The sequence below is a fragment of the Staphylococcus sp. GDH8C109P genome, from assembly GCF_017893405.1.
GTDB lineage: Bacteria > Bacillota > Bacilli > Staphylococcales > Staphylococcaceae > Staphylococcus > Staphylococcus cohnii.
The window spans coordinates 224,581-238,497 of sequence record NZ_JAESMX010000019.1; the positions used below are offsets into that span (position 1 = coordinate 224,581).

The 13,917-nt window shown below is 30.9% G+C and carries 9 protein-coding genes; 3 read left to right on the plus strand and 6 right to left on the minus strand.

What is annotated here, in order from left to right; genetic code table 11:
• Positions 1–32: 32 nt before the first annotated feature.
• Positions 33–4,631 (plus strand): GW dipeptide domain-containing protein, encoded by a 4,599-nt coding sequence (locus KA867_RS10685; protein ID WP_210137997.1) that lies wholly within the window; start codon positions 33–35, stop codon positions 4,629–4,631.
• A gap of 416 nt (positions 4,632–5,047) precedes the next feature.
• On the opposite strand, the gene KA867_RS10690 is transcribed toward KA867_RS10685, so the two are convergent.
• Entirely contained in the window at positions 5,048–5,470 is a 423-nt protein-coding gene (locus KA867_RS10690; RefSeq protein WP_019469107.1) for a MarR family transcriptional regulator, read from the minus strand.
• Between the two features lie 204 nt (positions 5,471–5,674).
• On the opposite strand from KA867_RS10690, the gene KA867_RS10695 reads away from it, so the two are divergent.
• Both KA867_RS10695 and KA867_RS10700 read left to right on the plus strand, forming a co-directional pair.
• Positions 5,675–6,679: an acyltransferase family protein gene (locus KA867_RS10695; protein WP_210137998.1), complete on the plus strand. Its 1,005-nt coding sequence runs from the start codon at positions 5,675–5,677 to the stop codon at positions 6,677–6,679.
• Between the two features lie 120 nt (positions 6,680–6,799).
• Entirely contained in the window at positions 6,800–7,960 is a 1,161-nt protein-coding gene (locus KA867_RS10700; protein ID WP_210137999.1) for an aminotransferase class I/II-fold pyridoxal phosphate-dependent enzyme, read from the plus strand.
• 396 nt (positions 7,961–8,356) lie between these two features.
• On the opposite strand, the gene KA867_RS10705 is transcribed toward KA867_RS10700, so the two are convergent.
• From KA867_RS10705 to KA867_RS10725, 5 genes are all read right to left on the minus strand, one after another.
• Positions 8,357–8,794, minus strand: a complete 438-nt coding sequence (locus tag KA867_RS10705) for a MarR family winged helix-turn-helix transcriptional regulator (protein ID WP_210138000.1) — start codon at positions 8,792–8,794, stop codon at positions 8,357–8,359.
• Positions 8,795–9,231: 437 nt separating this feature from the next.
• Positions 9,232–10,050, minus strand: a complete 819-nt coding sequence (gene menB / locus KA867_RS10710) for a 1,4-dihydroxy-2-naphthoyl-CoA synthase (RefSeq protein ID WP_210138001.1) — start codon at positions 10,048–10,050, stop codon at positions 9,232–9,234.
• Positions 10,043–10,852 carry a 2-succinyl-6-hydroxy-2,4-cyclohexadiene-1-carboxylate synthase gene (gene menH, locus KA867_RS10715; RefSeq protein WP_210138002.1) on the minus strand — a complete coding sequence of 270 codons (810 nt, stop codon included), beginning with the start codon at positions 10,850–10,852 and terminating at the stop codon, positions 10,043–10,045. Before menH ends, menB begins: the two co-directional genes overlap by 8 nt.
• Complete coding sequence (menD, locus tag KA867_RS10720) at positions 10,839–12,521, minus strand: 2-succinyl-5-enolpyruvyl-6-hydroxy-3-cyclohexene-1-carboxylic-acid synthase (protein WP_210138003.1); 1,683 nt, start codon at positions 12,519–12,521, stop codon at positions 10,839–10,841. Before menD ends, menH begins: the two co-directional genes overlap by 14 nt.
• Positions 12,514–13,866, minus strand: coding sequence for an isochorismate synthase (locus KA867_RS10725; protein ID WP_210138004.1), 1,353 nt, complete (start codon positions 13,864–13,866; stop codon positions 12,514–12,516). The genes menD and KA867_RS10725 overlap by 8 nt, the downstream gene beginning before the upstream one ends.
• Positions 13,867–13,917: the final 51 nt, after the last annotated feature.

Consider the following 13,917-nt stretch of genomic DNA (forward strand, 5'->3'; position numbering starts at 1 on the left):
TAATAAATATTAATAATAAAAGGGGCAGTTAAATGACTAATAAAAAGTTGAATTATAAGGTACCTTCAATAGTTGCATTAACGTTAGCAGGTACAGCTTTGACAACCCATTATGCACATGCAGCTGATGATACACAAGATCAGAAATCAAATAAAAATGTGTTAAATGATGAAAATACCTTAAAACAAAGCGAAGAAATAAAATCTGAAGTAAGTAATCCAACGACAAATATTTCAGGAACACAAACATACAATGATCCAAGTCAAGTGCAAGAGCTTAAATCAGATGAACCTGAAAATTATGATGCACAGTTAGACGAACTTAATAAAGACACATCAAGTCAAAATACATATCTTACTCAAAATCAAGAAGACCAAAATAATTCTGACGTCAATAATTACACAGAGGCTCATACTGAACAATTAGCTACTGATGCTCAAGATGAAAGTAATGATGCTTCTAGCGTTGCAGATAATAAAGATGATAATGCTAATGTTGTTCAAAATGATGATACTTCAGATATTTCTAATTCAGAGGTACCTTCTTCTAATGCTGAAAACGAAAATCAGGTTGCTTCTAACAGTTCTGAAGATGCAGAGGACAACACTGACGTTGCTCAAAACGTTAATGATTCAGAGATTTCTAATTCAGAAGTAAATTCCGAACAAACAACTTCTGATTCACAAAATATAAATAATGATACTTCTAACGTTGCTGATAATAAAGATGATAATGTTAATGTTGTTCAAAATAATGATGATACTTCAGATGTTTCCAATACAGAAGTACCTTCTGACCAATCAACTTCTAATTCAGAAAACGAAAATCATGATACTTCTAACAGCTCTGAAGACAAAGACGACAACACTAACGTTGCTGATGATAAAGATGATAGTACTAATGTTGCTCAAAGCAATGATGATTCAGAAACATCTAATACAGCGGTAAGTTCTGACGATTCAACTTCTGATACAGAAAATGAAACTCATAATGCTTCTAACAGTTCTGAAGACAAAGACGACAACACTAACGTTGCTGATGAAAAAGATGATAGTACTAATGTTGCTCAAAGCAATGATGATTCAGAAACTTCTAATACAGAGGTAAGTTCTGACGATTCAACTTCTAATACAGAAAATGAAACTCATGATGCTTCTAACAGCTCTGAAGACAAAGATGTTAACACTAGCGTTGCTAATGATAAAGATGATAGCACTAACGTTGCTCAAAGCGATGATGATTCAGAAACTTCTAATACAAAGGTAAGTTCTGACGATTCAACTTCTGATACAGAAAACAAAAATCATGATACTTCTAACAGCTCTGAAGACAAAGATGTTAACACTAACGTTGCTGATGATAATGATGATAGCACTAACGTTGCTCAAAGCGATGATGATTCAGAAACTTCTAATACAAAGGTGAGTTCTGACGATTCAACTTCTGATACAGAAAACAAAAATCATGATACTTCTAACAGCTCTGAAGACAAAGATGTTAACACTAACGTTGCTGATGATAATGATGACAACACTAACATTGTTCAAAATGATGATGATTCAGAAGCTTCTAATACAGAGGTAAGTTCTAACGATTCAACTACTACAAATGAGTCTGGCAAAGAAGCACAAACTGAAAAGGTTAATACTTTAGAATCAGATATAAATACTTCACCTAAAACAGTTCAAGTTTATAAAAGTGATGCAACACCAAAAGTAAGAATGACTAGATCAGTTAGTACACCTACTGTAGCTACAAGATCAGCTGTCACAAAAGAATCTACAACTAAAAGTTCATTACCTAAATATACACCAAAAGTAAATTCATCAATAAATAATTATATTCGTAAAAACAACTTCAAAGCACCTAACTATGAACAAGATATTGCAAGTTATTTACCAAAATACCAATATCGTTATGGTAAACCTGAAGGTATCGTTATGCATGATACTGCGAACGATAATTCAACAATTACTGGTGAAATTAATTACATGAAAAATAATTATAATAGCGCATTTGTACATGCATATGTAGATGGTAATCGTATCATTGAAACAGCTAATACAGATTACTTAGCATGGGGAGCTGGTCCAGCTGCAAACGATCGCTTTATTCATGTAGAATTAGTCCATACACACGACTATGATTCATTTGCGCGTTCAATCAATAACTACGCAGACTATGCAGCTACAAACCTACAATATTATGGACTTGCTCCTGACAGCGCTGAGTACGATGGTGTTGGAACTGTTTGGACGCATAAAGCTGTAAGTAATTATTTAGGTGGATCAGATCATATCGATCCACATGGTTATTTAGCTAACCATAATTATAGTTATGATGAACTTTATGATTTAATTTATGAAAAATATTTAATTAAAACAGGTAAAGCTGCTGCTTGGGGTACAACTTCATCTGGAAATACAAGTGGAAGCAAAAACGAGTCAAATGGTTCTACTACAAAACCATCTACTAATACTGGTAAATTAACAGTATCAACTAACAACGGTGTTGGTCGTATAAATACAAATAATGATGGTTTATATACTACTGTTTATGATCAAAATGGTAAGAAAACAAGTAAAACAAATCAAACATTAAAAGTTACAAAATCGGCTACTTTAGGAAACAAAAACTTTTACTTAGTTTCTGATTATAATAAAGGTGATTTAATAGGATGGGTACATCAAAATGATGTAAGTTATAACTCTGCTAAGTCCATTGTCAAAAACAACCAATCCTATAAAATCAAACCTGGTGAAGTTGTTTATACTGTACCTTGGGGTACTAGTTCTCAAAAGGCAGGCACAGTTTCAGGTAGTTCTAGTCAAACATTCAAAGCATCAAAACAACAGCAAATTGGCAAAACAAATTATGTTTATGGTACAGTAAATAATTTATCTGGTTGGGTAAGCTTAAGTAAATTAACTTCGACAACAAAAACAGCTACGTCCCCTACTACAAATAATCATTTAACTGTCAATACACTTACAAATCAACAAGGTACAGTGGCTAAGACAAATCATGGTGTTTATACATCTGTATATGATAAAAAAGGTATTCAAAAATCTTATGTTAATGGTAAAACTTATAAATTAAGTAAAAAAGCTACATTAGGAAATAATTCATTTTATTTAATTACAGATAATAAAACCAATACTAACTTAGGTTGGATGCAAACAGCTGATATCACGGTTAAAGAAGCAGTTACAAAAGCTACTGCTACGACATCTGTTAGTAAAATCGGACAATTAAATACGAATAATTCTGGTATTAAAACAACTGTTTATGATAAAAAAGGTAAAAATGCATCGAAATTTGCAGGCCGTACGTATACTGTAACTAAACAACGTACGCAAGGTAATAACACTTATGTGTTAATTCAAAATACTAAACAAAATACGCCTATTGGTTGGGTTAATACTAAAGATATAAATACTCGTGACTTAAGCAAAACAAAAGCTAAAAGTGGACAATATACTGTAAAAGCAACGAACAATGGTTTATATGCAATTCCATGGGGTACAAAAGCTCAGCAATTAGATACTCAAAATAATATTAAAAATAGTAAATTTAACGCATCAAAATCTGTGTTTGTTGATAAAGATGAATATCTATATGGTAATGTAAATAATAAAACTGGATGGATTTCAGCTAAAGATTTAAATAAAGCTCAAACACAGTCAGCTATCACACCACAAAAATTTGACTATGTTATTTACAATGCAAATGGTAATTATTACTTGGATCCAAGCGTTACAAAATCAGCTGGATCATTGAAAGGTTTCCATGAAAGCATCTTTACTGTTTTTGAAAAACAAATCATTAATAGTGTAACTTGGTATCATGGTAAGTTATCAAATGGTAAAATTGTTTGGATTAAAGAAAGTGATTTGCGTAAAGAGCTAGTAAAATATTATAAATCTAATCTTACTTTAGAACAGGCTGTCGCGTTGCAACATGGTTTGAAATTCAAACCTCAAATTCAACGTACACCTGGAAAATGGGAAGATGCAACAGCGAGTGAGATTAAAAATGCTATGAATAGTAGTAAACTTGCTAAAGATCCAACTCAAAAATACCAATTCTTACGATTAGATAAATCTCAAAATATTTCTGGTACTGATTTAGATAAATTACTAGTTGGTAAAGGTATATTAGAAGGTCAAGGTGAAGCATTTAGTGAAGCTGCAAAAACTTACAACATCAATGAAGTTTACTTAGTTTCCCACGCTCTACTTGAAACTGGAAACGGAACTTCTAAGCTTTCTAATGGTGGCGACGTAGTAAATAATAAAGTTGTTACTAATGGTGCTAAAAAATATTACAATATGTTCGGTATTGGAGCCGTTGATAAAGATCCTGTAAAACAAGGTTTTGCTACCGCTAAAAATAATGGTTGGGATACTGTTAAAAAAGCAATTGTCGGTGGCGCTAAATTCATCGCTAATTCATACATCAATCAAGGGCAAAACACTTTATATAAAATGCGTTGGAATCCTGATAATCCAGGCGTTCATCAATATGCAACTGATGTAGCATGGGCATCTCATAATGCTACACGTATTAAAGGGTTCTATGATTCTATGAATAAATTAGGCAAATATTTTGATGTAAACACATATAAATAACAAGAAACCATAATTATGTATATTTAAAAACATAGATAAACCTTAGGTAAAATTTCACCTAAGGTTTATTTTTTATATAATGTATGCATTTTAAGAATTCTATTACTAACTAGGCCTATCATTCTGTTTATTAGTCATATTGCTATTCTTTTAAACATACATTTTCCAAATTGTCATAGGAACCTTTAAAAGCTTATGACAATAGCATTTTTGGTAATGCACACTCTTTTTTAATTATTAAATATGAATTTTAAGTTTCTGTTTCTAAACGTTTTGATTTATTTGAGCTTTATAATATTAAAAAGAACTAATCCTTATTTATAGGGATTAGTTCTTTATGTTAATCATGAAATTTTTGTTACAGTCACTTTAATTTTTATAGCATGCTACGAGAAATTTTAGCAATTGTTTATCGTCTATTTTATATAATTATGATGGTTGTTTAATTTATTTAATAAGTAATTCAAATTTTCAATATCATTTGATGTTAAACTTTGACATCTTGCTTCTATCAAAGCTACCCTAACCTCGTTAATTTGCTGGACAAGGGCTTTTGTTTTTTCTGTAATCATTAAATCCTTACACCTTAAATCTTTATTTGACTGTTTGCTAGTAATATAGCCCATATGGCATAATTTTTTGATCCACCTAGACACTATAGACTGCTCTTTATTAATTTTCATTGTTAAATCGTACTGCGATAACACATTATAATGATACAAAATTCTTAACATTTCTAACTGTTCGGAAGTTAAATCTGTCCGTTGACCGAACCTTCTACTGACTAAATTTAAATCATTACTTGTAAGTGTAATTAATTGTTCTAGTTGTTTATACATGTTGTTTCATCTCCACTACTTTAATTAAAATGTTCAATAGCATTTAAATTTATTATTTTATTTTCTAATATTATAATGTTATTCCTCATAATATACAATAATAATCTACAAAACAGTCGGTTTTGTTGCATTTGTCATATGTTTTATAATAAATTAGTAACAGTGATTATAAATTTTTACCAGCATTAAAAAAGGAGCAACTACATGACACAGATAAAAGAAAGAGATTATTTCTTTGACAATGCGAGAATGATATTAATATTTCTTGTTGTATTTGGTCATTTATTACAACCATATACTGAAGAAAGTCAATATCTTTCGTCACTTTATTTAACTATATATAGTTTCCATATGCCATGCTTTTTATTCATCTCAGGTTATTTTGCTAAAAAATCAGGCAAGGCTGGTTATCTAGAAAAAGTTTCAAAAAAGTTATTGATACCTTATTTTATTTTCTTTGGCTTTTTCACCTTTTACTACTATTTCACAGGAAAAGAAGACAGTGTTAAATTTGATCCATTTGACCCTGTATTTGCATTATGGTTTTTACTTACATTATTCTTCTTCCATGTCATATTAGTTATAGTCAAAGATTTTAAACCATATTTTGTATTACCAATATCCATCATTATTTCTTTATTTGCAGGTTATTCAGATGATATCGACAATTATTTAAGTTTTTCAAGAACAATCATGTTCTTTCCTATTTTTTATTTAGGTTATTTATTTACTAGTGAACATACACGCTTATTAAGAAGTAAAAAATTCATGCCAATCGCTGTCAGCATTCTACTCCTTTTTTATATCATTTATACTTTACATCCTATAAACGCTGATTGGCTTTTAGGAGATTCACCGTATATGTCACTGGAAGGTAAACAAGATTTATATAGTCCAATTAAACGATTGCTATTATACTTTATTATTTTAATTACAATGTTTTCTTTCCTTAATTTAGTACCTGAAAAAGAAAGATTTTTCACATATATTGGTCGTCGCACTATGTATGTATATTTACTACACGGCATTGTAATTGGGATTATTCGTGGTTTTGATATTTATCCATTTAAAGATCAGATTTCTATAATGACATATATATATCTAATCTTACTCACAAGTATTATTGTATATGTATTATCAACAAGATTTATATCTAAGTGGACCAACCCAGTCATAAACTTACAATCCCCTGCCAACTTTAAAGATTAATACAATATTCAACCGATTTGTAGTTGATTCAAATATGTTATGATAGTATTAATTTGATATTAAAAGCTAATCATACTTTTTTATCTACAGATCGGTATTTTTATTTTGAGGTGAAAAACAATGAAGTTATCTTTAAACGACAATTCTAAATATTTAACGGCACCAAGTATTAGGCAATTTTCAAATAAAATTAAAGATATTGATGATTGTATCAATTTAACAATCGGACAACCAGATTTTCCTATGCCTGATGTCGTAAAAAACGCATATATTAATGCAATAAAAGAAAACCAAACAAAATATTCCCATAACAAAGGGTTACTTGAAACACGTAATGCAGTCAGTCATTATTTTAAACAGCGCTATGATTTTCATTATAGTTCTGATGAAATCATTATTACAAATGGTGCTAGTGAAGCATTAGACACAGCTTTGAGAAGCATTATTAACCCAGGTGATGAAATATTAATCCCAAGCCCTATTTATGCAGGTTATATCCCTTTAATTAAAACACTAGGTGGCGTTCCTGTATATATCGACACTACAAAAACAAATTTCAAAATAACACCTGAAGCAATCAAGCAAAATATATCGTCAAAAACAAAAGCAATTCTTTTAAATTATCCAACAAATCCCACTGGTGTTATTTTAACTTATGATGAAATTCATGCACTTACAGAAATGTTAAAAAATGAAGAGATTTTTATCATTAGTGATGAAATTTATGCAGAAAATACCTTTAATCATCAACATACTTCTTTTGCTGAATTTGAATCCATCCGCGATCAGTTATTGCTTGTAAGTGGATTAAGTAAATCTCACTCTGCTACAGGTATTCGTATTGGTTTTTTAATAGGTCCTGAATATTTAATTGAAAAGTTAACATATATGCATGCTTATAATTGTATATGTGCTAATGTACCTGCTCAAATTGCTTGTATAGCAGCTTTAAACGAAGGATTAGACGCGCCTCATTATATGAATAAAGCATATATTGAAAGACGAGACTTTTTAATTACAAAACTTCAAACTTTAGGTTTTAAACTCGACGCTAAACCAGAGGGTGCTTTTTATATCTTCCCTAGCATCGAAAATTTCACTGAAAATGATTTTGATTTTTGCGTAGATGTACTTGAAAAAGCACATGTTGCAATGGTACCAGGTTCTGCCTTTACAGATATCGGTAAAGGCCATGTACGTATTTCTTACGCCTATGAACTCGATGCTTTAAAAGAGGCTATGAGAAGATTAGAGCTTTATATTAAAGAACACTATGAATAACAATATATTAATTTGTAGATAAAATATATTTATCATTGGTCAATATGCCAATATATGTATTCAATATTTGAGGCAATAACCTAAGTGAATACATACATGATTTTTTATGCGCATTAACATCCAACATCAGACTACTGCATAAAAATTGATAAACGCTAAGATACAGTCAATCATTGCAGTGATAAATAAAATCCTTGTATATAAAGAAAGCCATTATGAAGAAGCTTTTGAGGAAACAAAATTGTATATACCTACATACTTTAAGTAGTGGTGAATTTCTTAAAAACATCTGCTTTTTAAGAAATACGTTATAAAAGAGGTTCGTAAATGAAATTCAAAGAAAATTCATTTACGGGCTTCTTTTATACTATGATTTATTTTGCAAACATATACGTTTTATTGATAGATGTTTTTTTCAGCAAACTTTTTCATCAATTTATAATATATATCTATATCTTCCGAACTCATATTAAACTGTGTTAAAATTTCTTCTGAGATTTGTTCAAATTTCTCTTTTAATCCATTTCCTTTTTTTGTCAATTGTACTTTGACTCTGCGCTCATCCTCTTCTGTTCTCATGCGTTCAATTAATCCTTTTTTTTCTAGCCTTTTAATAATTGTGCTTATTGTACCAGAATCTAAATATAACTGATCGCATAATGTTTTTATAAATACAGGATTTGAATTTTCTATATGTAACATCACAACATAATTAGGAAAGCTAATATCATACTGCTTTAGGTGTTTATTAAACTTATTTACTATCTCTTTACTAGAAACATAATACAGAAAACACATATCCTTCATAAGGTCTTTATTTTTATATAGTGCCATTCATTACTCTCCTCTGCCCTTTTTTATTATATTAATAGAAATTTTATTTTGGGTCAAATATAATAATAAAATGTTTAAAACTTTTAAAATCAATAATATTAGTCAATAGAATATTCTGAAAACGAAATTCATCCATTTTACATGTTTTTTAATTACTTTTAAATAATAAATTAAAAATCTGAATTCTCATATTATATTTTAATTTTTTCCTTAGTGAAATGAACATTTTATAAATATTCGATTTATAAGCTTACAAGCTTTTTGATCTTAATGCCTGTCACGATATGTAAAATAATGAATAAATAGCTGTTAATATATAAAAAAACGCTAATTTCCATATAATTTAATAGAAATTAACGTTTTTGGTTAGTTTTATCTCATAACCTATAGCCACAGCTAACTAATTTTATTGATATACTGCTGTTAAACAATTTTGCTTATGGGAATTTAGGGAATTGATCAAAATCAGGGTTACGTTTTTCTTTAAACGCATCTCTACCTTCTTTAGCTTCGTCAGTTGTATAATACAATAGCGTAGCATCGCCTGCCATTTGTTGTAATCCTGCTAATCCGTCAGTATCAGCGTTCATTGCCGCCTTTAAGAATCTTAATGCTGTAGGAGAATGTTGCATGATTTCTTCACACCATTTTACTGTTTCATCCTCTATATCAGCTAAAGGTACAACGGTATTTACTAAGCCCATATCTAAAGCTTCTTGTGCATTATATTGACGGCATAAATACCAAATTTCACGTGCTTTCTTATGTCCTACAATACGAGCTAAATATCCTGAACCATAACCAGCATCAAATGATCCTACTTTTGGTCCTGTTTGACCAAATATTGCATTATCTGCAGCAATTGTTAAGTCACAAACAACATTCAAGACATTTCCACCACCGATGGCATATCCTCTAACCATCGCAATTACTGGTTTTGGAATAATTCGTATAAGTCTTTGTAAATCCAACACATTAAGACGAGGAATTTGGTCATCACCAACATAACCACCATGGCCACGTACTTTTTGGTCTCCACCTGAACAGAATGCCTTTTCACCTTCACCTGTTAAGACAATAACTGAAATACGTTGGTCATCTCTAGCTCTTGTAAAAGCATCTATCATTTCTTGTACTGTATTTGGTGTAAATGCATTACGAACTTCAGGTCTATTGATTGTTACTTTTGCTATACCGTTATAAAATTCATACTTAATATCTTTATATTCTTTAATTGTTTCCCATTGTCTAGTCATTTTGCTCCTCCTTAAAAATAAAACCTAATACTATTTTATCAAATTCTGTCATTTCTTCCACATGTACCGTATGACCACACCCATTCACTTCATATAAGCTCGTCTCTGGTATTAAATCGCACATATTATAAGCAGTTTTTATAAATTTTTCATCTAAACTACCTACAATTATACACGTTGGAACTGTAATGTTTGCTATTTTCGGCCATAAATTAGGCATATGGCCAGTGCCATAGTCTCTTAAAGCTTTTGCTAATCGCATGGGATTTTGTTGCAATCGCATTCGACGAATTTTTTGTTTTATTTCTGTACTTAAACCATACTGACTTTGAAATAAAGGTAATTTTTCCCAATCATTTACAAAAATTTCTAATCCAGCTATTTCTAAAACTTTTGCACGCGCCTGATCAATTTGTATTCTTTCTATGCGATCATCTTCATCTGCAATACCTGGAGAACTACTTTCCAATATTAAACCATCTAAGTGATGCTTTCCATGGAGTGCGTAATATAAAGCAATTCTACCACCCATAGAATAACCATGTAAAAAAATACGGTATGATGACTTAAATGAAGTTAATGTATCATCTAATGATTGACAAATAAATTCAAAATTCCAAGTATAATTTTTACTTGATTGATCAAGCCCATGACCAGGCAAGTCAATAGTTAATACATTTATTTCATCAGTGAACGTCATGATATGTTCATCGAATGTCGATTGATCACTTATAAATCCATGCAATAATACGAGCAAATCTTTTGAGTTATTTGTAGCTTGATGAAATTTATAATGTAACATCGATAATATCACTCAATTTCGAATAGAGATTTTGGTGTTGGTTTAAATTCTCATCACGGTTTGTAATGATTTCATATATATGCGCACCAAGTTTTGATAGTTCAGCATATTTAAAAGTCTCAATTGTTTCAAAACGTCTGTAAGAAAAATCATAAAGTAATGCAGCATGTTCAAAGTTTAATCCTGTCGGTGTACCAAAAAGTCTTTCAAAATAAATATCAGCTGCCGATTTTTGTGGTAGAAAAGAGAAAATTCCGCCACCATCATTATTTATGAGTATGATATTTAGGTTGATATTATTTAATTTTGACATGAGCAAACCATTCATATCATGATAGAATGCTAAATCACCTATTAATAATGTTACGCGTTTATGTGCTGCCATTCCTATCGCAGTAGAAATAACACCATCTATGCCATTAGCTCCTCTATTAGCATAAACCTCTGCTTCACAATCTACAAATAAATTATCGACATCACGGATTGGCATACTATTGCTAACAAACAGCGTATCTTCTTTCGTTAATTTATCTAATACATTTGCTACAAAAGCTGATTCATCTGTAGCAGTTCTCAAATGGTCTTTGATTTTAATATGTGCTTGTTTCTCTAATGATTGCCATTTTTCTAACCAATTTTTGCGTTCTACGGTAGGAATTTCAGAAAGTTGTCTAAAGAAATCATTGGCCGACATTTCGTAAGATACGTGTGGTACCTTTGGAAATGCATCTGGTTGATCATTATTTTGCACTAATATTTGAAATGCTTCTGTAGCTTTTAACCATTGATTTACTTTTTTAGAAATCACTGGTTTACCTACACGAATAATAAAATCAGCATTTATAGATAACCCCGATCTATACAATAAATCATAAGTTGTCACTACATTAGGATGATGTTCTTTACGTAATTGACTCAAAGGGTCTGCTAATATAGGCATGTCATGAATCGTCGCAAAAGTAAGTATTTGATCGACATCTTGATGTTGCATATCACCTACAACAATAAGTCCTTTGCGTTTTTGCATAATCGCTTTGATTTCATTCAAACTTGCTGTCTTTTGATAATGTGGCAATATCTTGTTATCTGAACTTAACCATTCTACTTTTTCTAAGTTCGGAGTTAATGGTTCCCTAAATGGTAAATTCAGATGTATTGGCCCACGATGTGGCCCATAAAAATATTGACTTGCTTTTTGCATTTGAAAATTTATCGTGTCTAACAAATAATCTTGTGCTTCATCAGCATCCGCTATTGGAAAATCAAATTGATATTGAACATAGTTCTCAAACATATTTGTTTGATTTATCGCTTGAGGTGCACCTATTTCCCTTAATTCATGTGGTCTATCACTCGTCAAAACGACTAATGGTAAATGACTTAAATTACTTTCTGCAATCGCAGGTGTATAATTGGCAGCCGCGGTCCCTGATGTACATAAGATCGCAACTGGTCTTTCGCTACCTTTCATTAATCCCATTGCAAAAAAAGCAGCACTACGTTCATCTGGATGAATCCAAGATTTTAATTTAGGATGTGCCTCTATAGCAATAGCTAAAGGTGTTGAACGTGACCCAGGGCTTATTACCACTTCTCTTATGCCATATGCATATAGTTCTGAGACTAATGTAAAAACTTGTTTTGTTAAAGCGTCTGTGTAATTATTCATATTTCTCTACTCCTAAAGCTTTCATCATCGGATTGAATTTAACAGCAGTTTCTTCCACTTCACTATCAGCATCAGAATTTTGTACAATACCGCACCCAGCAAACAAAGTAGCCTGATTCTTTTTAATTAACATAGATCTAATCGCTACGATGAACTCACAGTTATCATACATATCAATATAACCTACCGGAGCACCATATAGGCCTCGAGTACCAAACTCATTGTTTTCTATATAAGAAATAGCTTCTTCTTTAGGATAACCACCTAATGCTGGTGTAGGATGAAGATTATCCAATAATCCAATATATGAATTCTGTATTAAGCGCCCTTCAATTTTTGTATATAAATGGTATAAATGATCGTTCGTTAAAATTTGTGGTTTTTTATTAAATGTTATTTGCTCTACATAAGGCTTGATATCATTTAAAATACTTTTCACAACAAAATGATGCTCATTTAAATTCTTTTTATCATTTAAAAATCCATCAATGTTTGCCTTATCTATGTCATCTCGGTGTGTTCTTTTAATCGTACCAGCAACTGCTTTAGTTGATAGCACATCATCTTTTACTTCCATTAATTGCTCAGGAGTCTGGGAAAAAAACACACTATCCTTTGATTCAAGCACAAATAAATAGCTATTATGTTCACCTTGCATTGCCCTATTTAATATATATGGGATGTTAATGTTTTTATCAAACATAATGAGTCTTTTTCTTGCAAGTACAATTTTTTTATTTTCATCTAAAATATCAATTGTATCTTTAACTAGGTCACGCCATTCGTCTTTATAGATATCGTCAATTCTTTTAATTTCCCCTATTTCATTATTGGGTTGAACGTCCTTTTGCGTAAGTTTATCAATAATTGCTAAGAAAGCATCCATCTCAAACTTATCAGATTCGACAGTATACGTTATAAAAGATTGTCCCTCTTCCATCGTGACGAGTACTTCAGGCAAGACAAAATGATTAATGCCAAACTCACGCCATTCATCACCTGATTTGTGTGTTGAAAATTGGAAACCGCCACAAATTTTCAAATGATGTTTTTCAGAATTTGGATGTATTAACTCAATATCATTTTTATACTTTTCCCACTCACGAAAAATGGATTGTTTATTTTCAAAATCATTTTTAAATCTCGTAATAGCATGATAGCCAAAGAATGAAGTTTCGTTGTCATTTTTCTTGAAATAAAAACGGTCTCCTGCACAATCTTCGGTTAAATGAAATAATAATGTAGGTTCTAGTTCATAATCTAATTTTGCTTCTACAGAAACCCAAGTTTGGTTACTTTCGTATACCGCTTCGACAATTTCACTTTCCTTGACATCTAAAGTCATCTATTTCACTTCTTTCATTTCATTATCTGTTTACACTCATTATAATATTGT